Genomic DNA, 23,498 nt, shown 5'->3' on the forward strand with positions numbered 1-23,498 from the left:
CCTGATGCGGGGCCCCGAGGCGGTATCGGGAACGTCGGTCGGCCGCGCTCAACCACGGGCCGTGGCCCGCTGCGCGAGGCGAGCCCGGTAGGCGGCGGTGTGCGCGCGGGCCGCGCAGCCGCCCTCGCAGAAGCGGCGGGAGCGGTTGCGGCTGAGGTCGACCACCACGTCGTCGCAGTCGGCGGCGTCGCACACGCGCAGGCGCGCGAGCTCGCCCGCCCGCACGACGTCGATGACCGCGATGGCGGCCTCGACGGCCATCCGCTGGGCGAGCGGGGCGTCGGGGGGCGTGGCGTGCACGTGCCATCCGTAGCCGTCGTGGTCGACGAGCTGCGGCACGGCGCGGGCCTCGCTGAGGAGGGCATTGACCAGTGCCACGACCCCGGCCTCGTCGAGCTCCCAGAAGCCGCGCAGCCGCGGGCGCAACGCCCGGACGGCCTCGAGCTCGTCGGCATCGCGGTCGATGCGGCCGGTCCAGCCCTGCTCGTGGTAGAGCGACTCGAGCTCCTCGAGGGAGCTGAGCCGGTCAGGGTCGGCGTCGCCGGGCACAGATCCCGGCAGGGTGTTGACCAGCGCGGCCGCGGCGGCGAGCGCCTCCTCGGTGTCATGAGTGAAGACCATGTTGACTCCTGACGCGGTCGTTGGCTAGCGTCATGATCGTAAAGCTTTTCGGTGCTGACACCTCTCAGCTGGAGCGGATGGGGACCCTCATGGCGCAGCAGACCCCCGGCCCGGTGCGCCACCCCCTCACCGGGGTCGCGACCGCGCTCGCGTCGGCCGCGGCCTTCGCCACCTCGGGCGCCTTCGGCAAGTCGCTCCTGATCGGTGGCTGGTCGCCCGGTGCGGTCGTCATGATGAGGATCTCGCTCGCCGCGCTGGTCCTGCTGGGGCCGGCCCTGTGGTCGCTGCGTGGTCGGTGGCCGGCGTTGCGACGCAACGGGTGGCTCGTCGTGGGCTACGGGCTGGCCGGGGTCGCCGGCTGCCAGCTGGCCTACTTCAACGCGGTCACGCACCTGTCGGTCGGTGTGGCGCTGCTGCTCGAGTACCTCGCGCCGGTGCTGATCGTCGGCTGGCTCTGGGCCCGGCACGGGCAGCGGCCGCGCCGGCTCACCACCGTGGGGGTGGGCCTCGCGGTCGCCGGGCTGCTGCTCGTCCTCGACGTGATGCACGCGGGCAGCGTCAGCGCGGTCGGGGTCATGTGGGGTCTCGGTGCCGCGGCCTGCCTGGTGCTCTACTTCCTGCTGGCCGACCACGTCGGCGACGACCTGCCGCCCCTGGCGTTGGCCGGCGGGGGTCTGCTCGTCGGTGCCCTGTCGCTCGGGCTGGCCGGGTGGCTCGGCGTGCTCCAGATGACTCGCGGGGCCGGCCGCGTGTCCGTCGGGGGCGCAGTCGTGCCCTGGTGGATGCCGGTGCTCGTCATCGCGCTGGTGGCTGCCGCCTTCGCATACGTCGCGGGCATAGCCGCTGTCGGCCTGCTCGGTGCCAAGGTCGCGTCGTTCGTGGCGCTCACCGAGGTGCTCTTCGCGGTGGTCTTCGCCTGGCTCCTCCTCTCGGAGCTGCCGACCCTCGTGCAGCTGGTCGGCGGGGTGCTCATCGTCGCGGGGCTCGTCGCGGTGCGTGTCGACGAGAGCCGCCGGCCGGTGCCCCACCTGGACCCGGTGCTGGCTCGCCCCGTCCCCGCACCGTGAGTCCGGCGTCGTCGACGGTGCCCGGCCACGCCTGGCTCGTCGCGGGTCGGTGAGATTTCGCCCCCGGCGCCGCGTCCCCTAAGATCGAGAAGTTGCCTCGGCGAGGGACGGTGCACGGCTGCTTCGGCTGGTCGTGACGAGGTCCGTGATCGACGCGGTGGCCTGACGTGGAGCTCTCCACGGCCGGGTTCGCCTCTGCGCGCGGACCCCATGGCCTTCCCGCTCCGTCACTGCTGAACCACCGCGCGTCGTCCCGCGTCGAGGCCGACCACCCGAGACCGCCTCATCCGAGATACCCAGGAGACTCCCGTGTCTGACAACAGCAAGCTCGTCGCCGAGAAGCGCACCGACTTCGGCAAGGGCGCCGCCCGCAAGATCCGCCGCGCCGGCAACATCCCCGCCGTGATGTACGGCCACGGCACCGAGCCGGTGCACATCTCCCTCCCGGGCCACGACACGATGATGGCGCTCAAGCAGGCCAATGCCCTGCTCACCATCGTCATCGACGGCGCCGAGCAGCTCGCCCTCGCCAAGGACGTCCAGCGCGACCCGATCAAGCCGGTCATCGACCACGTCGACCTCGTCGTCGTCCGCAAGGGCGAGAAGGTCACCGTCGACGTCCCGGTCCACGTCGAGGGTGACGCCGCCCCCGAGACCGTCGTGACGCTCGACCACAACACCCTGCAGCTCGAGGTCCCGGCCACCGACATCCCGGAGAACGTCGTCGTCTCCGTCGAGGGCTTCGAGGCCGGCACGCAGGTGCTCGCCGGCGCCGTCGCGCTGCCCGAGGGCGCCACCCTCGTCACCGACGCCGAGGCGCTCGTCGTCAACGTCACCGCCGCCATCTCCGCCGAGGCCCTCGAGGCCGAGCTCTCCGAGGCCGAGGCCGAGGCCGGCATCGAGCGCGAGGAGTCCGAGGAGGCCGCCGAGGCCCCCGCCGAGGGCGACGCCGCTGCTGCCGAGGGCGAGCAGGCCTGAGCCACCCGGCTTCCTGTGGCGCCTCGCGCCACTCCACGCGTACGCGGGTCCCGTCCGAGCTCCGGCTCGACGGGGCCCGCGCCCGCACCCGCCCCCTCCGCACCCAGTGCACCGACCACCGATCGAGGACCGCATGGACACCTGGCTCGTCGTCGGGCTCGGAAACCCGGGCCCCGGGTATGCCGGCAACCGGCACAACGTCGGCGCCATGGCCGTCGAGGAGATCGCCGGTCGAGCCGTCGGCGGCCGGGCGAGCCTGAAGGCCCACAAGGCTGCGCGCGCCCGTGTCGCGGAGGTCCGCCTGCGCGTCGGGGGCCCCAAGGTCGTGCTCGCGGTGCCCTCGCTGTTCATGAACGAGTCGGGCTCCGCCGTCGCCGGCCTGGCCAAGTACTACGACGTGCCCGCCGACCGCGTCATCGTGCTCCATGACGAGCTCGACATCGACGCCGGCCTCGTCCGGCTCAAGAAGGGTGGCGGTGAGGGCGGCCACAACGGCCTGCGGTCTGTGACCCGCTCCATCGGCACGCGCGACTACCTTCGCGTGCGCCTCGGCATCGGCCGGCCGCCCGGACGGCAGGACCCGGCCGACTTCGTCCTCAAGGACTTCTCCAAGGCCGAGCGAACCGAGGTGCTGCCCTTCCTCGTCGACGAGGGCGCCGACGCCGTCGAGGCCCTCATCGAGGTCGGTCTGCTCGACGCGCAGCAGCGCTTCCACGCCCCGCGCTGACCACCCGTCCAGGACGAACGAGACGTCTGCGGACGAACCGTCCCGAGCTGGATGTCGCCGGCCACCGGATCGACCAAATCGCACCTGAGGCGGACCCCGCCCGTGCCAGTCTGGGTCGCGACAGCGACGGCGCACCGGTCGGGGGAGGGCCGCGGCCCGTTCCGGTGGATCGAAGGGGTGGCGCATGACCACGACAGGTTCTGTCCGACGTCCGACGCGGGGTGGGCACGAGATCGCCATGGCGCTGCCGTGGTTCGACGAGCGCGAGGTCGTCGCGGCGGCTGCGGCCGTGCAGTCGGGGTGGGTGAGCCAGGGCGCCCGGGTCATGGAGTTCGAGTCCGCGGTGGCGGCGATCATGCAGGCGCCGTATGCCGTCGCGGTCTCCAGCTGCACCGCGGCCCTGCACCTCGGCATGGTCGCCTACGGGATCGGTCCCGGCGACGACGTCGTCGTGCCCTCCCTCTCCTTCGTCGCGACTGCCAACGCGGTGCGCTACGTCGGGGCTCGCCCTGTCTTCGCCGACGTGGAGCCGCGCCACCACAACGTCACGGCGGCGACCATCGAGTCCGCCCTGACGCCCGCCACGAGGGCGATCATCGCCGTCGACCAGTACGGCACGCCGGCCGACATGGAGCCGATCCGCGCGCTGGCGCGTGAGCGGGGCCTGGACGTCGTCGAGGACGCAGCGTGCGCCATCGGCAGCGCCTACCGCGGCCGTCCGGTCGGCGCCGACAGCCACGTCGCGGCGTTCTCCTTCCACCCGCGCAAGATCCTCGTCACCGGCGAGGGTGGGATGGTCACGACGGACGATGCCGCCCTGGCCGAGCGGCTGCGACGACTGCGCCAGCACGGGATGAGCGTCAGCACCTTCGACCGCCACCACGAGCACCGCCCGGTCAACGAGCAGTACCTCGAGACCGGCTGGAACTACCGCCTCACCGACATCCAGGCCGCCATCGGCGTGGTCCAGGCGTCCAAGCTGGCGGCCATGGTGCGCCGGCGCCGCGAGCTCGCCGCCCGCTACCACGAGCTGCTCGCCGGCATCCCCGGCCTGACGACGGTCACCGACCCGTTGCACGGTGAGACGAACTACCAGACCTTCTGGGTCATGCTGCCGGAGGACTACCCGGTGTCGCGGGACGCGCTGCTGCTGGTCCTCAAGCGCTACGGCATCAACGCCCGACACGGCATACCGTGCGCCCACCAGGAGCCCGCCTTCAGCGACCTCGACCCGGTCTCGCTCCCCGTCTCGGAGCACATCGCCCGGCGCTCGGTACTGCTGCCGATGCACCACACGCTGAGCGACGACGACCAGCAGCGGGTCGCCGACGTCCTGTGGGGCGTCTGGTCCGACCCGCGCAGCTACCTGGAATGAGCGCCGTCCCGGCGCCCGCGTCGACGAGGGTGTCCGCGTCGGCCTTCGTCGGCCCGGGTGTGGAGCTCGGGGTGGGAGTGTCGGTGGCTCCGTTCGCGGTGCTCGTCGGACCGGCCCGCATCGGCGACCACGTCCGCATCGGACCCGGCGCGCACGTCGGTGGTGCCCCGGAGATCGCGACGGTCCGCCAGAACGACGCGTGGGACGGCGACCTCGACCACTTCGAGGTGGTGGTCGGCGACCACACCGTGCTGCGCGACCACGTCGTCATCCACCACGGGAGCGTGCGCCCGACGATCATCGGGTCAGGCTGTCAGCTCTTCAGCCGCACCTACGTGGCGCACGACGTCCACGTGGGGGACGGCGTGACCCTCTCGGCAGGCGTGAGCCTCGGCGGCCACGTCACCGTGCGACCGGGCGCGAACCTCGGGCTGAACGTGAGTGTCCACCAGCGACGCGTGGTCGGGGCGCTTGCCATGGTCGGCATGGGGACACCCGTGGCGCGGGACGTGCCGCCCTTCGCCACCGTGTACGGCGTGCCGGCGCGTGTCCGGGGGACCAACCGCTTCGGCATGGAAAGAGCGGGGATCGACGCCGGGGAGATCGACGCCGTCGAGGCCCTGCTCACCGACGGAGCCGGCCCCGGTGCATGCGTCGGACTCTCGGCCCGCGTGCGGGCGGAGCTCGAGTGGTGGTCGGCGCTGCCGGGTCGGCTCGCCATGGCCGACGCGCGATGAGCACGTCCGGCCGCGCAGGCGGAGCGGGACTCGTGCTCGTGGCGGCCGGAGGCCTGGCGCGTGAAGCGGCGGCCGCAGCTCGTGCCGCCGACGTCGCGGTCCTCGGCTGCCTCGACGACAACCAGGCGCTGTGGGGTCGGGAGGTGGCTCCCGGGCTGCCGGTGCTCGGTGGGCTCTCCGTCGCCACGGAGCGCCCGGATGCTCGTTTCCTGGTCTGCGCCGGCAGCGGCGTCGTGCGCGAGGGGCTGGTGGCGAGGCTCGATGCACTCGGCGTGTGTCCCGAGCGGTACCTGACCCTCGTCCACCCGAGGGCCTCCCTGGCGCCCGACACGGTCCTGGGCGCGGGCACTCTTCTCCTCGCTGGCGTCGTCGCCACGGCCGACGTCGTGCTGGAGGAGCACGTCGTCTGCATGCCCAACGTCGTGCTGACCCACGACGACCACCTCGAGTCCTACGCGACCGTATGTGCCGGCGTCGTGCTCGGCGGGAACGTCACGATCGGCAGGGCTGCCTACGTCGGCATGGCAGCGTCACTGCGCGAGGGGACGACGGTGGGGGCGCGGGCCCGCATCGGCATGGGCGCCGTCGTGCTCCGTGATGTCGGGGCGGACGAGACGTGGGTCGGTGTCCCGGCAGTGCCCCTGCGCCGTCCCGCCACCGACGCACTCTCCTGACGAAGTGCAGGCTGCGGAGAAAGTCCTTTTTCGCGGTCAGAATTGCCTTTCGGAGAGTTTGCACCGGTCGTCCGGAAATGGCCCGGGAAAGTCTTCGTAGTTTTCCCGAAAAGAACCTGCCCGCGCTGCACACCTGCCTAACCTGCTTGACATGACCGCACCAATTGGAATGGCGGTCGTGGGGGCAGGATATTGGGGGCCGAACCTCGTTCGGAATGCGATGGCCACGCCATCGCTCAATCTTCGCTGGCTCTGCGACCTCGACGAGGACCGCGCGAGGCGCGTACTCGGTCCCTATTCGACCGTTGCGACCACGGACTCGTTCGACACGATCCTGAGCGACCCGCAGGTGCACGCGGTGGCGATCGCGACGCCCGCGGGCACGCACTTCCCGCTCGCGATGGCGGCGCTCGACGCAGGCAAGCACGTCCTCGTGGAGAAGCCGCTGACCTCGTCACTGGCGGACGGCGAGAAGCTCGTCCATGCAGCTGAGGAGCGCGGGCTGGTCCTGATGTGCGACCACACCTACTGCTACACCTCCGCGGTCCAGGAGCTGAAGCGGATGGTGACCAGCGGCGAGGTGGGGGAGGTGCAGTTCATCGACTCCGTCCGGATCAACCTGGGACTGGTCCAGCCCGACGTCGACGTGCTGTGGGACCTCGCACCGCACGACGTCTCGATCCTCGACCACCTGCTGCCCGAAGGGGTCCGGGTGGAGGCGGTCGCCTCCCACGGCGCCGACCCGATCGGACACGGGATGGCGTGTGTCGCCTACCTGACGCTGAGGCTCTCGACAGGCGCCATGGCCCACGTGCACGTCAACTGGCTGAGCCCGGTGAAGATCCGCACGATGGTCATCGGTGGTACGCACCGCACCGTCGTGTGGGACGACCTGAACCCGAGCCAGCGGCTCGCCGTCTACGACCGCGGCGTCGAGCGCGAGGCCCTCGAGCAGCTCGCGGCCGACGACCGCAAGCAGATGCGGATCTCCTACCGGACCGGCGACATGGTGGCGCCGGCCCTGCGTGAGCAGGAGGCGCTGCGGTCGATGGTGGGGGAGTTCGTGGCCAGCATCACCGAACGCCGAGCGCCAGTCACCGACGGCTGGTCGGGGCTGCGCGTCATGCGTGTGCTCGAGGCGGCAGCGAAGAGCCTGCGGCGCGACGGTGCCTTCGTGTCCGTGGGGGAGAACGTGGGGGAGAACGCGTGATCAAGGACAGCGTCTGTCTGGTGACCGGCGGCGCCGGCACCATCGGCTCGACGATCGTCGACCAGCTCGTGGCGGCAGGTGCCGCCGAGGTGCGGGTCCTCGACAACTTCGTGCGGGGCCGCAAGGAGAACCTCGCCGAGGCCCTGGCGTCGGGTCCCGTTCAGGTGATCGAGGGCGACATCCGGGACGTCGGGGTGGTCGGCGAGGCGACGGAGGGGGTCGACGTCGTCTTCCACCAGGCGGCCATCCGCATCACCCAGTGCGCCCAGGAGCCGCGCCTGGCGCTCGAGGTCCTCGCCGACGGCACCTTCAACGTGCTGGAGGCGGCGGCAGCCGCGAAGGTGCGCAAGGTGGTCGCCGCCTCGTCGGCCTCGGTCTACGGGCTGGCCGCCGAGTTCCCGACCACGGAGTCGGCCGCCCCGTGGGACAACGACACGTTCTACGGTGCGGCCAAGGTCTTCAACGAGGGCATGCTGCGCAGCTTCCATGCGATGTACGGGCTCGACTACGTGGCCCTGCGCTACTTCAACGTCTACGGGCCGCGCATGGACGCGCACGGGCTCTACACCGAGGTGCTGATCCGGTGGATGGAGCGCATCGACGCCGGTGAGCCGCCGATCATCCTCGGTGACGGCCGGCAGACCATGGACTTCGTCTTCACCACCGACATCGCCCGCGCGAACCTGCTGGCCGCCGAGGCGGACGTCACGGACGCGGTCTTCAACATCGGGTGCAGCGTCGAGACGAGCCTGTCGGGCCTGGCCGAGGCTCTGCTCGAGAGCATGGGTTCCGACCTCTCCGTCGAGTTCGGTCCCGCTCGAGCGGTCAACGGTGTCACGCGACGGCTCGCCTCCATCGACGCGGCTCGCCGTCAGCTGGGCTGGGAGCCCGCGGTGCCGTTGTCAGAGGGGCTCGCCCGGCTCGTCGACTGGTGGCGGGCAGAGCGAGCAGGCTCATGATCCCGCTCGTCGACCTCTCCCTGCAGCACCAGCAGATCGCCGAGGAGGTGACGGAGGGCTTCGCCGACGTGCTCACGACCGGTGACTTCGTCGGCGGCAAGGCGGTCGCCGCCTTCGAGCAGGAGTACGCCCAGTTCGTCGGCGTGCGCGACTGCGTCGGCGTCGGCAACGGCACGGACGCGCTCGAGATGGCGCTGCGGGCCGTGGGGGTGGCCCCCGGCGACGAGGTCGTGCTGCCGGCGAACACCTTCATCGCCACCGCGGAGGCCGTCGTGCGGGCCGGGGCCCGACCCGTGCTCGTCGACGTCGACGACGCCGCGCTGCTCGTCGACCCCGACGCCGTGGAGGCCGCGCTCACCGAGCGCACCCGGGCCGTCATCCCCGTCGACCTCTACGGCCAGGTCGCGCCCTTCGACCGGCTGCCCGCCTCGCTGGCCGAGCGCGGCGTGGCCGTCATCGAGGACGCGGCGCAGTCCCAGGGGGCCAGCCGCAACGGCCGGTGCGCGGGGTCCTTCGGTGCGGCAGCGGGCACGAGCTTCTATCCCGGCAAGAACCTCGGCGCGTACGGCGACGGAGGCGCCGTGACCACGGACGACGAGGAGCTGGCCACACGCGTACGCCTGCTCGGCGCCCACGGCAGCGCCGCGAAGTACGAGCACACCCACGTCGGGTTCAACTCCCGGCTGGACACGCTCCAGGCGGTCGTGCTGCGCGCGAAGCTGCGGCAGCTGCGCCGCTGGAACGCCGAGCGACGCGAGGCCGCGGCCTACTACGGGCAGCTGCTGGACGGCATACCCGGGCTCCGCCTGCCGGTCGTGCTCCCTGGAAACGAGCCCGTGTGGCACCTCTACGTCGTGCGCGTGCACGCCCAGAGGGACGAGGTCGTGCGTCGTATGCGTGAGCAGGGCGTGGGCGCGGGCGTGCACTACCCCGTCCCCCTCCACCTCACGCCGGCCATGGCGCACTTCGGGCACGGCCCGGGAAGCCTCCCGGTCAGCGAGCGTGCAGCGGCCGGGCTGGTCTCGCTGCCCATCTACCCGGGCATCACGCAGTCGCAGCAGGAGCGCGTCGCGCAGGTGCTCCGTGAGGCCCTGGGCCCCGGTGACGCCTGACGACCGCACCACGGACGCGCGGGCGGAGGGGGGCGCCAAGGGCGCGGTGGAGCGGCTCGAGCCGGAGGACGAGGCGCTCGGCAGGCGCGCCGCGTCGGGCGTCCTGTGGCTGGCGGCCCACAAGTGGGTGGTGCGCGCCAGCGGATTCGTGACCCTCCTGGTGCTCACCCACCAGCTGTCCCCGCGCGAGTTCGGTGTGGTGGCGGCGGCGATGACCGTGATCCCCATGGTCTACCTGCTTTCGGACCTCGGCTTCTCGACCTACCTGCTGCAGGCGGACGACGTCGACCAGGAGAGCCTGAGCACGGCGTTCTGGACTTCGGTCGGAGCCGCCGCGGCGCTCACCACCTGTCTGGTCTCCCTCGCGCCCCTGTTCGCGACCGCCTTCCAGAACCCGGAGCTGGCTCCGGTCCTGCGGGTGCTGGTCCTCGCCGCCGTGCCCACCGTGCTGGCCGGTGTGCCCCTCGCGCTGCTGCGCAGGCGGCTCGCCTTCCGCTCGGTGGCACTGCAGAGCCTGGCCGCTGCCCTGCTGGGCCAGGTCGTCGCGGTGGTGTTGGCGCTGCGCGGCGGCGGCGTGTGGGCGCTGGTGTGCCAGGTCATCGTCACCCAGTCGGTGATGGCGGTCCTGGCCTGGCGAGGGGCTGCCTGGCGACCATCCTTCGTGCTCTCGCGCGTGCGCCTGCGGCGCATGGTGGTCTTCGGGGTGTGGGTCACCGGCTACGACGTGGTGGCGACGGTCCGGACGGTCGTCGAGAGCTGGATCGTCAGCGTCGCACTCGGCCCGTCCGCGCTGGGACTGCTCAACGTCGCGCAACGGCTGGTGCTCGTGGCGCAGGAGCTCGTCGCGGCCTCGATGGTCCCGGTCTCGACGACCGTGTTCGCGAAGGTGCGCGAGTCGAGCGTGCGGCTGCGCAGCGCCTACCTCCGGGCCCTGGGCCTCGTGTACGCCGTCGTGTCACCGGTCATGGTCGTCATCGTCGTCACGGCCCCGACGCTCGTGCCGCTGCTGTTCGGGCAGCAGTGGGGCGCGAGCGTGGGGCCGACCCAGGCACTGGCGGTCGCCGGGATCATCACCCTGGGCGCCATGCTCGACCACGGACTCTTCTACGGACTGGGACGGCCGGGCACGTGGCTGGCCTACTCCGTGGCCGTTGACGTCGTGACGGTGGCTACGACGGCCGTTGCCGTGCACTGGGGGCTCACGGGCGTCACCGTGGGCTTCGTCGCCGTGGCACTGCTCGCCACCATCGCCCGCTGGTTGCTGATCTCCAGGCTGCACGGGTGGACGGTCGCCGAGTCCGCGCGCCCCTTCCTGCGCATCGCCCCGGTCACGGTCCTGTCGTCGCTCGTCGGCGCCGCCACCCTCGCGTTCCTTCCCGGCCGACCATGGGCCGCGTCGCTGGTGGCCGCCGCAGTGACGCTGGTCGTCTACGTGTGCCTGCTGCGCCTGATGGCGAGCCACGTGATCCGCACGGCCCTCGGCGTCCTCCCGGTGCCGCAGCGGTATGCCGCGCGCATCGGGCGGCTGCTGGGCGTCGGGCGCGTGACGGCCACCGACCCACTCTGAGGCCATCCCTTTTGCTCGGTGTTGGTGGCGACTGTGCGCTTTTCGGTGCACCTGCGCGAAAAGCCCGCAAAAAAAGCAAGCGCCTATTTCGTGAAGTGCTGAAAAGGCGTCCGGCGGAATGACATTTGCGATTCTTCCGCGCGCATTCCTCTGAGCGACTAACACTTGAGAGTGCCACCCGGGGGGGTTGCTTTTTTTGGTCAAGGGAGGGTTTGGGGCCCATGCGAATCACTGTGCTCGGACTCGGCTACGTCGGCACCATCACCGCGGCAGGGCTGGCCTCCAAGGGCCACCACGTCGTCGGCGTCGACGTGGACGAGTCCAAGGTCGAGAGTCTGCGGCGGGGCGCCAGCCCGGTCGTCGAGCCGGGGATCGACGAGCTGGTGGCGGAGGGCATCGCCACCGGTCGGCTCGACGCCACCACGGACATTCGGGCGGCGCTGGACCGCTCCGACGTCTCCCTCGTGTGCGTGGGCACGCCGTCCACGGCCCGGGGGAGCACCGACCTGACGTTCATGCGTCGGGTGCTTGCCGACCTGCGCGAGGCGATGGACTCGGTGCGCCCGCCCGACTCCGGGCACCACAGCGTCGTCATCCGCTCCACGGTCCCGCCCGGCACGGGAGCCACTGTCGTCGCGCCCGTCTTCGACGCGTCGCCGCTGCCGGCGGGATGGAGCGTGGGCACGGCGATGTGCCCCGAGTTCCTGCGCGAGGGCTCGGGGGTCGCCGACTTCTACGACCCGCCGTTCGTCGTGGTGGGCACTGCCGACGACGCCACGCGCCGGGCGCTCGCCGAGCTGTTCGCCTTCGTGGGTCAGGGTGTCCACGACGTGGACGTGCCGACCGCCGAGGCCCTGAAGTACGCGTGCAACGCCTTCCACGCCGTCAAGATCACCTTCGCCAACGAGATGGGCCGGCTCTTCTCGCAGTACGGCGTCGACGCGCGCCGGGTCATGCAGATCTTCTGCGAGGACGACAAGCTCAACCTCTCGTCCGCCTACCTGCGGCCGGGATTCGCCTTCGGCGGGTCCTGCCTTCCCAAGGACCTGCGCGCGCTGCAGGACCTCGCCCGCGTCGCGGCGGTCGACCTGCCGCTCATCAGCGCCACGACCACGAGCAACGAGCTCGTCGTGCGCCACGTCGTGGACCGAGTCCTCGCGACGCGCCTGGAGCGGGTGGCCCTGCTCGGGCTGAGCTTCAAGATGCACACCGACGACGTGCGCGAGAGCCCGAGCCTCGAGCTGGCCGAGCGCTTCATCGGCAAGGGCCTCGACGTGCGCGTCTACGACCCCATCGTCAACCCGGACCGCCTGGTCGGCGCCAACCTGCGCCACCTCCAGAGCCGGCTCACGCACGTCAACCGGCTGCTCGCGCCGTCTCCCGAGGAGGCCCTGCGGGACGCCGACATCGCGATCGTCACCTCCACCGAACCGGCGGTGCTGGCCGCGCTGCGAGCCCACCCGCCACAGTTCGTGCTCGACATGAGCGGGCGCCTCGGCGACGACCTCGAGCGCCTTCCCGGCTACGAAGGGGTCAGCTGGTGACGTCGCAGGACGGCGCAGACGCCGCGGCCGGCGCGGCCGGCGACCGGCCGCGCGTGCTGATCATCGTGCAGAACCTCCCGGTGCCCTTCGACCGCCGGGTGTGGCTCGAGTCCCGGACGCTGCGGGACGCGGGCTACGACGTCACCGTCGTCTGCCCCACCGGCGAGGGGACGGGGGCGGAGCAGGTGGTCGACGGCGTGCGCATCGTGGCCTACCCGGCATACGCCCCCGGGGGCTCGGCCCTCGGCTACCTCGGGGAGTACGCGTACTCCTTCCTCGCGACCGCGCGCCTGGCGCTGCGTGAGCGGCGGAGGGGGCGCTTCGACGTCGTCCAGGCGTGCAACCCGCCCGACATCTTCTGGCCGCTCGCGCGGTGGTTGCGTCTGCGCGACGGCAGCCGCTTCGTCTTCGACCACCACGACCTGTGCCCGGAGCTGTTCCAGTCGCGCTTCCCCGACGGGCGACGGGCGCTGCACCGCGGGCTGCTCTTCCTGGAGCGGCAGACCTTCCGTGCCGCCGACCGCGTCACCTCGACGAACGGGTCGTACGCCGAGATCGCGGTCCGTCGCGGCGGCAAGGCGCACGAGCACGTGACGGTCGTGCGCACCGGCCCCGACCCGACGCGGCTGCGGCGCGGCGAGCCGGTGCCCGCGCTGCGCCGCGGGCGTGAGCACCTCGTGGCCTACGTCGGGGTCATGGGTCCGCAGGACGGCGTCGACCTCGCGATCGCGGCCGCCGACGTGGTCGTCCACGGGATGGGTCGCGACGACATCGGCTTCTGCCTGATGGGCGCGGGCGACGAGCGCGAGCGGCTGCTCGCCGAGCGGGACCGGCGCGGGCTCGCCGACCACGTCGAGATGCCGGGGCGGGTGTCCGACGAGGTGATGGCGCAGGTGCTCTCGACCGCCGACCTCGGGCTGTGCCCCGACCCGCTCAACCCGCTCAACGACGTCTCGACGATGAACAAGACCATGGAGTACATGGCGTTCGAGCTGCCCGTCGTCGCCTTCGACCTGCGCGAGACGAGGGTCTCGGCACAGGACGCCGCCCGCTACGTCACGCCCAACTCGGTCGAGGAGTATGCCGCAGCGATCGTCGAGCTCGTCGACGACCCCCAGGCGCGGGCCCGGATGGGCAGCCTCGGCCGTCGGCGCGTGGAGGAGCAGCTCGCGTGGCCGTACCAGAGCGCCGCGTACCGGCGCGTCTTCGACGAGCTCGTCGGCGCTGCACCGGTGTCGGCGCCGACACAGACGCCGGCCGTCACCGGGGTCGCCGAGGTCGGGGCGGGCTCGCCCGTCGCGGGATCGGAGGCCTGAGCGGATGTGCGGCATCGCGGGGGCGTTCCAGCAGCCCGACGGCAAGCTCGTCGTCACCACCATGACCGACCGTCTCGGGCACCGGGGACCGGACGCGGGCGGCGTCGTCGAGCTCGTCGCCCCCGAGAGCGCGGTCGTGCTCGGGCACCGTCGCCTGTCGATCATCGACCTGTCGGCGGCCGCGGACCAGCCCTTCGCCAAGGACGGCCTGACCCTCACCTACAACGGGGAGATCTACAACCACGCGCAGCTGCGCCGGCAGCTCGAGGGGCTCGGCGTCCGCTTCGCCACCCGGTCGGACACCGAGGTCGTGCTCGAGGCGTGGCGGGTCTGGGGCACCGACTCGCTGCGCCGGCTCCGGGGCATGTTCGCGTTCGCCGTGCACGACGAGCGCACCGGCAGCCTCACCCTCGCCCGCGACCCGCTCGGGATCAAGCCGCTCTACGTCATGGACCGGGGCGACGGCATGCTGTTCGCCTCCGAGCTCAAGGCGCTCCTCAGCGCGGTCGGCGCGGAGCTGAGCGTCAACCCGGCGGCCATGGTCGCCTCCGCGCTCTACTACTGGCTGCCGCAGGACATCGACGCGGTCACGCAGGTGCGCAAGCTCGCCCCGGGCTCCTGGGTGCGCTACGACCGGGACGGCGCCGTCTCCTCGGGCACCTACTGGGACGCGGCCGAGGAGGCCTTCCGCGCGTCACGCTCGCCCAGGTCGGACCTCCGCGACGTGCTGACGGCCTCGGTGGAGGCGCACCTGGTGGCAGACGTCCCCGTCGCGTGCTTCCTGAGCGGTGGGCTCGACTCGAGCCTCATCGCGGCCCTGGCCCATCGGCGCGACCCGTCGCTCGAGGCGTACACCATCGCCTTCCGGCCCGAGGACCAGCGGCTCGAGGCGATGCCGGACGACGCGCCCTACGCGCGGCTGCTCGCCGGGCGACTGGGCATGCGGTTGCACGAGATCGAGCTGCACCCGGACGTCGCGTCCCTGCTTCCGCGCATGGTCGACGTGCTCGACGAGCCGATCGGCGACCCCGCGGCCATCAACACGCTGCTCATGTGCGAGGCGGCGCGCGAGGCCGGGGTGAAGGTGCTGCTGTCCGGCATGGGCGCCGACGAGCTGTTCGGCGGCTACCGCAAGCACTACGCGATGCTCCTCGGCTCCCGCTACCGCCGGGTGCCGGCCGCCGTCCGCGAAGGCGTCGTCGGTCCGGTGGTGCGGGCGATGCCCGTCACCGTCGGCGGTCGCGGCGTGCGCACGACCCGGTGGGCGCAGCGCTTCGTCAGCTTCGCCGGGCTGCCCGAGGAGGAGGCCTTCCGGCGCAGCTACACGCTCTACGACAGGGACGAGCTCGTGGGACTGCTCGACCCCGACCTCGCGGGCGCCGTGGACGAGGTGATCGGCCGGCACCGGGCGGTCTACGAGGACAACGACCTCGACGAGGCGGTCGCGCGGATGTGCCTGGCCGACAGCCGGATGTTCATGGCCGGCCTCAACCTCACCTACACCGACCGGGCGAGCATGGCGGCCTCGACGGAGGTCCGGGTCCCGTTCGTCGACCCGGTCGTCTTCGACGCCGCCTTCTCGCTGAAGGACTCCGACCGGATCCGCGGGCGGGTGCAGAAGGCGGCCCTGCGGGAGGTGGCCCGCGAGTGGCTGCCGCGCGAGATCGTCGACCGGCCGAAGGCCAGCTTCGGGGCGCCCTTGCGGGCCTGGGTGTCGAACGACCTGCGCGAGCTGGTGGACGACGTCCTGCTCGACGGCGAGCTCGTGCGCTCCGGCTTCCTCCGGCGCGAGCCGCTGCAGCGGATCGTCGACGACCAGCGCACCGGCCGACGGGACGAGTCCAAGCAGGTGTGGCAGCTGCTCAGCCTCGAGCTGTGGTACCGCAACGCCCGATCAGCCGGGGTGCGGGCTGCGTGACGAACCGACATGACGACGTGACCATCGACAGGACGTGAGATGAAGCAGGTGGCCCAGAACTACCGGTCGGGGGAGCTCGTCGTGCTCGACGCCCCCGAGCCGGCGTGCAAGTCCGGGGGAGTGCTCGTGCGCACGCTCTACTCCCTGATCTCCACCGGGACCGAGCTGATGAAGGTGAGCGAGGCGCGGCTGTCGATGCTCGGCAAGGCCCGCGCCCGGCCGGACCAGGTGCGCAAGGTGCTCGACTCCGTCGCGCAGCAGGGGCCCGTGGCGACCTACAAGAAGGTCACCTCCACCCTCGACAGCTACACCCCGCTCGGCTACTCGCTCTGCGGTGTCGTGGTCGCGGTCGGTGCCGGCGCGGAGGACTTCTCCGTCGGCGACGTCGTGGCTGCCGCCGGCAACGAGTTCGCCCTGCACGCAGAGGTGAACTGGGTGCCGCGGAACCTGTGCGTGCCTGTGCCGGAGGGGGTCTCGCCGCAGCACGCCGCCTTCGCGACGGTGGGTGCGATCGCCATGCACGGCGTGCGGCGTGGTGAGCCCCAGCTCGGGGAGACCGCCTGCGTCATCGGGCTCGGCCTCGTCGGACAGCTCGTGGTCAGGCTCCTCGTGGCCGCCGGCGTGCGCGTCGTCGGCGTCGACACCGTGCCCGAGCGGTGCCGGCTGGCGGAGCAGGCGGGCGCCCTCGCCTGCGCAGGCCCCGATGCCGAGGGGACGGCATACGTCGAGCAGGTGCTGCGCGCGACGACCGACGGCCTCGGAGCCGACCAGGTCTACCTGGCCGCCGGCGGGGACACGAACGGCCCGGTGGAGCTCGCGGTGCGACTGGCCCGGGACCGGGCCCGCGTCGTCGACATCGGCAAGACGCGTCTCGACCTGCCTTGGAACGCCTTCTACGAGAAGGAGATCGACGTCCGCTTCTCGCGCTCCTACGGTCCGGGCCGCTATGACGACAGCTACGAGCTGCACGGCCGCGACTACCCCGCCGGCTACGTCCGCTGGACCGAGCGGCGCAACCTCTCCTGCTTCCTCGACCTGCTCGCCGACCACTCCGTCGACGTCGCGCCGCTCGTCTCGGGCGTCCACGCCGTCGAGGACGCTGCGGACGTCTACTCCGCCCTCCGCGACGGCGGGCTGCGCGGCGTGGGCTTCCTCTTCGAGTACCCCCAGCCCGAGCCCGACGACACCGCGGCGCCGGACGACTTTCCAAGGGCGTATGCCGTCCCGCCCGTCACCGTGGCGCCGCTCGCCGAGCGGGGGCGGCCTCGGTCGGGCACGGCGGGTCAAGACACGGTGCGGATCGGGTTCATCGGCGCCGGCAGCTACGCCTCCTCGATGCTGCTCCCGCACCTCGCGAAGGACCCGACGGCGACCCTGGCGACGGTGGCGACCACCCGGTCCCTCTCGGCCGTCAACGCCCAGCGCAAGTTCGGCTTCGCCCAGGCCACGACCGACACCGAGTCCCTGCTCGCCGACGAGGACATCGATGCGGTCTTCGTCGTCACGCGCCACCACTCGCACGCCGACCTCGTGTGCCGCGCGCTCGAGGCCGGCAAGGCCGTCTTCGTCGAGAAACCTCTGGCGCTGAACGACGCCGACGTCGACCGGGTGCTCGACGCGGTGACGAGGACCGGGAACGACCGGGTGATGGTCGGCTTCAACAGGCGGTTCGCGCCGCTCTTCGTCGAGCTGCGCCGGCGCTTCGGTGCGGGCGGGCCGGTCACTGCCCGGTACCTCGTCAACGCCGGCCGGCTCGATGCCTCGAGCTGGTATCTCGACGAGGAGCTCGAGGGCTCGCGCTTCCTCGGGGAGGGCGGCCACTTTCTCGACACCCTGCTCGCGCTCATCGGGCACCCGCCGGTGGAGGTGAGCGCGCGGCAGACCTCCAACGAGCTCAACCTGCAGGCGACCCTGCGCTACGCCGACGGCTCCCTCGCCACCGTCGACTACGTGACCGACGGCGACAACCGCTTCCCCAAGGAGACGCTCGACATCACGGGCAGCGGCCGCAACGCACGGCTGGACAACTTCCGGCGCGCCACCGTGTGGACGCGTACCGGCAGGAGCGTCCGGCGATCGTTCAGCGGCCAGGACAAGGGCCAGCGTGCCGAGCTCGCAGCCTTCCTCGGCGCGGTCCGCTCCGGTGGGCCGATGCCGATCCCCCTCGACTCGCTGGTCTCGACCACTCGGGCGACGATCGCGGTCGGGCGCAGCCTCGCCTCGGGTGGGCCGGTGGCCCTGTGAGCCGATCCCTGGGCTGGTACGCCGACCGGCTGCGCCGCATGCCTCCGCACGAGGTCGCCGCTCGCGTCGGTGACCGCCGACGTCAGCTGACGTGGCGGCGCCGCTGGGTGCGTCCCGAGGCGACGGGCTGGGCGAGCGGCCCCGTGCCCGGGGTGCTGCCGCACCGCTCGTTCGACTCGACGGTTCCGGCCTCGGCGCGGGACCTGGTCCCGGCCTCGGCCCGGGAGGCGCTCGTCGCCGCGGCCGACGGCGTGCTCGCCGGCGACGTCCTCGTGCTCGGCCACCCACGCCCCGACCTCGCCGACCCGGACTGGTTCCTCGACCCCGCGAGCGGACGGCGGGCGCCCCAGTCGGCGTACGCGTTCTCGATCGACCACCGGGACGAGGCGGTCACCGGCAACGTCAAGCTCGTCTGGGAGCTGTCCCGCCACCACCACCTGACGGTGCTGGCGGCGGCCTGGTGGCTGACCGGGGACGAGCGGTACGCCGTCGCGACCGCCGCCCAGCTGCGCTCCTGGTGGGCCGCGAACCCGTTCCTGTCCGGCGTGCACTGGACGAGTGGCATCGAGCTCGGCATCCGGCTGCTCAGCTGGGTGTGGGTGCGACGGCTCCTCGAAGGCTGGCCCGGTGCGCCGGCACTCTTCGAGGACAACGCGGTCGCCCTGCACCAGATCCGTTGGCACCAGGAGCATCTCGCGGCGTTCCGCAGCACCGGCTCGTCGGCCAACAACCACCTCGTCGCGGAGGCGTGCGGTCGGTTGGCGGCGGCCTGCGCCTTTCCCTGGTTCGCCGAGAGCGCCCGCTGGCGCACCGACGCCGCCCGCGAGCTGGAGGCCTCTCTCGAGGCCAACACCTTCCCGAGCGGGGTGAACCGCGAGCAGGCTTCCGACTACCACCGGTTCGTCACGGAGCTCGCCCTGCTGGGGCTGGCCGAAGCCGACCGTTCCGGGCGCCCGCTGTCCGCCGCGACCAAGCGCCTCGTCGCAGGCTCCGTCGATGCGGCCGCTGCACTCCTCGACCCGTGGGGCCGGCCGCCCCGCCAGGGGGACGGCGACGAGGGTCGCGGGCTCGTGGCCGACGGTGTCGCGGCGGACCCGTGGCTGACGCTGCTCGCCACGGGCGCGGCGGTGTTCGGTGCCCTCGAATGGTGGCCGCGGGCCGACGCCGGTGTCACGAGCGTGCTCGTCGGCGCGCTCGCCGATCCGTGCGTCGCCCCGGACCGCCCAGCGGTCGCCCCGGCCGCGTTCCCCGACGCCGGGATCCACCTGCTGAGGGCCGTCTCGCCGGAGGGGGAGCCGCTGCTGTGGTGCCGGTGCGACGGTGGCCCGCAGGGGTTCCTGTCCATCGCCGCCCACGGCCACGCCGACGCCCTGGCGCTCGAGGTGAGGTCGGCGGGGGTCGACCTGCTCGTCGACCCGGGGACGTACTGCTACCACGGGGAACCGCAGTGGCGCAGCTACTTCCGATCGACGCGGGCGCACAACACCGTCGAGGTGGACGGGGTCAGCCAAGCGGTGGAAGGAGGCCCGTTCCTCTGGACCACGCACGCCGACGCCGAGGTCGACCGGGCGGGCGAGGAACGTGAGGCCGACGGCCGGCGGCGGCAGGTCTGGGTCGCGCACCACACGGCATACGCCCGCCTCGATGCCCAGCTGCGGCACACCCGGCACGTCACGGTGGAGACCTGCACCGGCGAGCTCGTCGTCGTGGACACGCTGACCGGCGGCACCCGGCACTCGGCCCGCCTGAGCTGGCACCTGGGCCCGGAGGTGACGGTGGCGCTGCAGGAGAGCGTGGCGCATCTCTCGTGGCCCGGCACCGAGGGGCGGCGCCAGGCGTGGCTGCAGCTCCCGGAACAGCTCGAGTGGACGGTCCACCGCGGGCGGACCGACCCCGTCGCAGGGTGGTACTCGCCGTGGTTCGGGGAGCGTGTCCCGACGACGACGCTGGTGGGAGTGGGGGACTGGACGGGCGTCGTCGAGCTGCGGACCGCCCTGTCCCTGGACAGTCGGCTGGAGGCGGCCGGGGAAACCCCCGAAACGGCCCAGGTGGCCCTGACGCCGGAGTTAGCCTTGGGCGGCAACGTCCCACCGCGTGTCCGGGAACTGCCGTGAGCGAACAGATCATCGACCTGCGGTCGGTATGGGCCATCCTCCGCAGACATACGCGTGGCCTCGCCGTCGCCGCCGTCGTCGGTGCCGCAGCAGGCGGCGCGGCGCTGACCATGGTGGCGCCCGAGTACACCAGCAGCACGCTGATGGTCTTCCAGGCGACCCCGACCGGCACACCGCCACCGGCGAACGCGCACGCCATCGACACGCAGGTCCAGATCGCACTGAGTGATGCGGTGCTCGCCAAGGCGGGTCAGGCACTCCAGAAGCCGCTCAGCGCGACCCAGGTCGCGGACCGGGTCGTGGTCGAGTCCCCGACCGACGAGGTCCTCACCATCACCGCGCGAGGTGAGACCCCGGCACAGGCCGAGCAGCTCGCCACCGCAGTGGCGGACGCCGACATCGCCTACCTCCAGACCACGGCGAGCGGCCTGACGAACGACGAGCGCTCGGCTCTGGAGGACCGCAAGACGGCACTGACCGAGAGCCTGAGCGCGGTGCGAGGTGAGCTGACCAAGACGAACAACCGCCTGCGGTCGGAGGTGCCGAACTCGGCGGCCGCCAAGACCGACGCCGCGACGCTCTCGCAGCTCACCGCCCGGCAGGCCGACCTGGTGCTGCAGGTCGATGCCCTCGAGCGACAGCTCACCGGGCAGTCCACCAGCACGGAGGCGGCAGCCGTGCCACAGCTGGTGGGCACGGCGTCTCCCGCGCAATCCCAGCCGGCCGTGGTGCGTGGCGCCCTCTACGTCGGACTCGGAGCCGCTGTCGCGCTGCTGGCGTATGCCGCCCTCGTCGTCCTGCGCGGGCGACGGGAGAAGGTCCTTCGCTCGCGCGACCAGATCGCCGACAGCATCGGCGTCACCGTGGTGGCCTCGGTCCAGAGCCGCACTCCACGGTCGGTGGCCGGGTGGGTGAGCCTGCTGCGGGGCTACTCCCCGGGCAGCTCGGACGCGTGGGCGCTGCACCAGATCGTGCAACGGTTCGGCTCAGACGCCCCCCTTGGCTCCGGTGCCGGCGGCGCAGTCGGCCCACCGTCCGCCGCGCGCCGGACCGTCGGGCGCCGGGCGGACGACCGCCGCACCAGGCAGCTTCTGGTCCTGTCGCTCGCTGGCGACCAGCCGGCGCTCGCCCTCGGCCCGCAGCTGGCCTCGTTCGCGGCGGCCACCGGGAAGCAGACCCGGCTGGTCACCACGTCGCAGCGCGACGAGTCCACGAACTCGCTCCGTGCCGCGTGCGCCCGGGTGGGAGGTCACGAGCAGCTCCGTGCAGGCCTCACGGTGGACAGCCAGCACGACGGCACCGTGCAGGCGGAGCTCGAGGTGCACCCCGTGACGGTGTCCCGGCAGGACCCCGCCCGAGACCTTCCCCGTCTCGAGGGTGTCGTCACGCTGCTCGCCGTCTCCTCAGGTGGCGCCACCGCCGAGGACCTGGCGCGCGTCGCCCTGGCGGCCGACGCAGCCGGCGTGCCGCTCGTCGGGCTCGTCGTGACCAACCCCGACCCACTCGACCGCACCACGGGACGCCTCCAGCCCGCGGAGCGCGCCGTCCTGGCCCCCCTTCCCTCCCTGATGACCGGGGCGACTGATCACGGCGACCCGACGGTGCCGACGGCGACAGGACGCAAGCGGTGATCGACCTCGGCTGGCGCATCGAGGAGGAGCGCGAGCTCGACCCGGAGGAGTCCCCCCGGCCGCTGCTCAGCACCTGGCACCACCTGCGCACCGCGTTGCGACGCCGGTGGCGGACGATCGCGGCCGTGAGCTGCCTCGGGCTGCTGCTGGGCCTGGCCCTCGTTGCGGTGAAGCCTCCGGGCAGCGTCGCCACGACCACGCTGCTCATGGCCCACCCGGCCGACATGGACGCGACCGCCGGCAGCGCCACGGACGTGAGCCTGCTGAACACGCGCACCGTCTCGGACCGCACCGTCCGAGCGCTGGGGCTGGACCTCACGCCCGAGGCCTTCCGGTCCACAGTCACGGCCGAGACGGTCACCCCCGAGATCCTCACCATCACGGTCACCGGTCCCGACGACGCCGATGCCGTCGCGAGGGGCAAGGAGCTGGTGCGCCAGTACCTCTCCTTCCGTGCCGAGCAGCTGAGGGCGCGGTCCAGCGGGGTCCGGTCCGAGTACTCGCCGAAGATCGCCGCCGCGCAGCAGCAGGTCGCCGACCTGACGAAGCAGTTCGAGCAGCTGAGCGCGCAGGGTTCCCAGGGCGCCAACCAGGCCTTCGACGTGCTGGCGCGCCGCAGCGACCTCAACACGAAGATCGCGGCGTGGCAGGAGACCGTCGACACCGCCACGCTCCAGACGGGGGCGGCCATCGAGTCCACGCACGTCATCGACCCCGTGCACGCGGACCGGTCCTCGGTGAAGCGCGCCGCTGTCCTGGCCGGGTTGACCGGCCTGCTCCTCGGAGTGGCGCTCGCCGGGGGAGTCGTGCTCTTCCGGGCGCTCGTCTCCGAACGGCTGCGTCGCCGCCAGGACGTCGGCATCGCCCTGGGCACGTCGGTGCGATTCAGCGTGCGCTCGCCCGGTCCTGTCAGCCGGGACTCCGGCTGGCGACGGTTCGTGCCGCGTAGGACGGGCTGGAGCGGGGACGACCTGGCCACGCTGGCGCACGGACTCGAGCAGGCCGTGGAGTCGTATGCCGCCACGTCGCCGGACAGCTCGCCAGGACAGCTCGACCTGGACCTCAAGACGTCCGGGGAGGGGGTCGCGCCGGCTGCCGTCACGAACGGCCATGCCGCTGGTTTCCGGCTGCACAACGGGCTCCTGTCACCCACGGCCACGATCGCACGAGCCGCACGTCCGGGGCGTGCGGTGGCGCTGGCCGCGATGGGCAACCCCCGCGCCGGGGCGGACGTCGTCACGGCTGCGGCCGGCGCGCTCCGGGACCGTGGGGTGTCCGTGCTGCTCGTGGACCTGAGCCGACAGGGAGCGCTGGCTGCCACGGCAGAAGCCGGCGGCCTCGACGTGCGGCGGCCCGACGGCATACCCGGGTTGTCACGGGGTCCGAGAGGCGCGGCCGAGGGGCTGTCCGGCGAGCTGCCCGAAGACCCCCGGACCGTCGGCTGGGACCGCGCCGACGTCGTCCTCGCGCTCGTGGAGGTCGACCCAGGGATCGAGGTGCAGCCCCTCGCCACCTGGGTGGAGCAGGTCGTGCCGCTCGTGACGGCCGGTGCGGTGACTGCCGAGCTGCTGAGCACCACGGGCACCCTGGTCCGTGAGGCCGGCCTCGACCTGCCGTTCGCCATGATGGTCGGCTGCGACGCCACCGACCAGAGCCTCGGCATCGTCGCGGTGGACGACGCGCAGCCGGTGGCAAGGAGCTGAT

18 protein-coding genes are annotated in these 23,498 nt (G+C 72.5%); 17 read left to right on the forward strand and 1 reads right to left on the reverse strand.

Features of this window, described 5'->3' with window-relative positions:
- Window positions 1-48: 48 nt before the first annotated feature.
- On the reverse strand, window positions 49-621 hold the full coding sequence (locus AB0316_RS14985; RefSeq protein ID WP_366273833.1) for a CGNR zinc finger domain-containing protein: 573 nt from the start codon (window positions 619-621) through the stop codon (window positions 49-51).
- 32 nt (window positions 622-653) lie between these two features.
- Here AB0316_RS14985 and AB0316_RS14990 point away from each other — a divergent pair, with 32 nt between their 5' ends.
- The 17 genes from AB0316_RS14990 to AB0316_RS15070 all read left to right on the forward strand — a co-directional run bounded on the left by AB0316_RS14990 (window position 654) and on the right by AB0316_RS15070 (window position 23,497).
- Window positions 654-1,688, forward strand: coding sequence for a DMT family transporter (locus AB0316_RS14990; RefSeq protein WP_366273834.1), 1,035 nt, complete (start codon window positions 654-656; stop codon window positions 1,686-1,688).
- Between the two features lie 309 nt (window positions 1,689-1,997).
- Complete coding sequence (locus AB0316_RS14995; RefSeq protein ID WP_366273835.1) at window positions 1,998-2,666, forward strand: 50S ribosomal protein L25/general stress protein Ctc; 669 nt, start codon at window positions 1,998-2,000, stop codon at window positions 2,664-2,666.
- 133 nt (window positions 2,667-2,799) lie between these two features.
- Complete coding sequence (gene pth / locus AB0316_RS15000; protein WP_366273836.1) at window positions 2,800-3,393, forward strand: aminoacyl-tRNA hydrolase; 594 nt, start codon at window positions 2,800-2,802, stop codon at window positions 3,391-3,393.
- A gap of 184 nt (window positions 3,394-3,577) precedes the next feature.
- Window positions 3,578-4,768 carry a DegT/DnrJ/EryC1/StrS family aminotransferase gene (locus AB0316_RS15005; RefSeq protein WP_366273837.1) on the forward strand — a complete coding sequence of 397 codons (1,191 nt, stop codon included), beginning with the start codon at window positions 3,578-3,580 and terminating at the stop codon, window positions 4,766-4,768.
- A complete protein-coding gene (locus tag AB0316_RS15010) occupies window positions 4,765-5,505 on the forward strand; it encodes an acyl-ACP--UDP-N- acetylglucosamine O-acyltransferase (RefSeq protein ID WP_366273838.1) in 741 nt (246 codons plus the stop codon). The genes AB0316_RS15005 and AB0316_RS15010 overlap by 4 nt, the downstream gene beginning before the upstream one ends.
- A complete protein-coding gene (locus tag AB0316_RS15015; RefSeq protein ID WP_366273839.1) occupies window positions 5,502-6,179 on the forward strand; it encodes a NeuD/PglB/VioB family sugar acetyltransferase in 678 nt (225 codons plus the stop codon). Before AB0316_RS15010 ends, AB0316_RS15015 begins: the two co-directional genes overlap by 4 nt.
- Before the next feature lie 169 nt (window positions 6,180-6,348).
- A complete protein-coding gene (locus AB0316_RS15020) occupies window positions 6,349-7,389 on the forward strand; it encodes a Gfo/Idh/MocA family oxidoreductase (protein ID WP_366274070.1) in 1,041 nt (346 codons plus the stop codon).
- Window positions 7,386-8,348 (forward strand): NAD-dependent epimerase/dehydratase family protein, encoded by a 963-nt coding sequence (locus AB0316_RS15025; RefSeq protein ID WP_366273840.1) that lies wholly within the window; start codon window positions 7,386-7,388, stop codon window positions 8,346-8,348. Before AB0316_RS15020 ends, AB0316_RS15025 begins: the two co-directional genes overlap by 4 nt.
- The gene (locus tag AB0316_RS15030) at window positions 8,345-9,460 is read left to right on the forward strand and encodes a DegT/DnrJ/EryC1/StrS family aminotransferase (RefSeq protein WP_366273841.1); all 1,116 of its coding nucleotides are present in this window, start codon (window positions 8,345-8,347) and stop codon (window positions 9,458-9,460) included. The genes AB0316_RS15025 and AB0316_RS15030 overlap by 4 nt, the downstream gene beginning before the upstream one ends.
- A complete protein-coding gene (locus AB0316_RS15035; RefSeq protein WP_366273842.1) occupies window positions 9,432-11,027 on the forward strand; it encodes a lipopolysaccharide biosynthesis protein in 1,596 nt (531 codons plus the stop codon). The genes AB0316_RS15030 and AB0316_RS15035 overlap by 29 nt, the downstream gene beginning before the upstream one ends.
- A gap of 221 nt (window positions 11,028-11,248) precedes the next feature.
- Window positions 11,249-12,571, forward strand: coding sequence for a nucleotide sugar dehydrogenase (locus tag AB0316_RS15040; protein WP_366273843.1), 1,323 nt, complete (start codon window positions 11,249-11,251; stop codon window positions 12,569-12,571).
- Window positions 12,568-13,887 (forward strand): glycosyltransferase family 4 protein, encoded by a 1,320-nt coding sequence (locus AB0316_RS15045; protein WP_366273844.1) that lies wholly within the window; start codon window positions 12,568-12,570, stop codon window positions 13,885-13,887. Before AB0316_RS15040 ends, AB0316_RS15045 begins: the two co-directional genes overlap by 4 nt.
- A 4-nt stretch (window positions 13,888-13,891) precedes the next feature.
- Window positions 13,892-15,805 (forward strand): asparagine synthase (glutamine-hydrolyzing), encoded by a 1,914-nt coding sequence (gene asnB, locus AB0316_RS15050; protein WP_366273845.1) that lies wholly within the window; start codon window positions 13,892-13,894, stop codon window positions 15,803-15,805.
- Window positions 15,806-15,844: 39 nt separating this feature from the next.
- Window positions 15,845-18,049 carry a bi-domain-containing oxidoreductase gene (locus tag AB0316_RS15055; protein ID WP_366273846.1) on the forward strand — a complete coding sequence of 735 codons (2,205 nt, stop codon included), beginning with the start codon at window positions 15,845-15,847 and terminating at the stop codon, window positions 18,047-18,049.
- Window positions 18,046-20,163: an alginate lyase family protein gene (locus AB0316_RS15060; RefSeq protein ID WP_366273847.1), complete on the forward strand. Its 2,118-nt coding sequence runs from the start codon at window positions 18,046-18,048 to the stop codon at window positions 20,161-20,163. Before AB0316_RS15055 ends, AB0316_RS15060 begins: the two co-directional genes overlap by 4 nt.
- Complete coding sequence (locus AB0316_RS15065) at window positions 20,160-21,794, forward strand: hypothetical protein (RefSeq protein WP_366273848.1); 1,635 nt, start codon at window positions 20,160-20,162, stop codon at window positions 21,792-21,794. The genes AB0316_RS15060 and AB0316_RS15065 overlap by 4 nt, the downstream gene beginning before the upstream one ends.
- A complete protein-coding gene (locus AB0316_RS15070; RefSeq protein WP_366273849.1) occupies window positions 21,791-23,497 on the forward strand; it encodes a hypothetical protein in 1,707 nt (568 codons plus the stop codon). The genes AB0316_RS15065 and AB0316_RS15070 overlap by 4 nt, the downstream gene beginning before the upstream one ends.
- Window position 23,498 lies beyond the last annotated feature (1 nt).

It is taken from the genome of Terrabacter sp. NPDC080008, from assembly GCF_040702505.1.
Classification (GTDB): Bacteria; Actinomycetota; Actinomycetes; order Actinomycetales; family Dermatophilaceae; genus Terrabacter.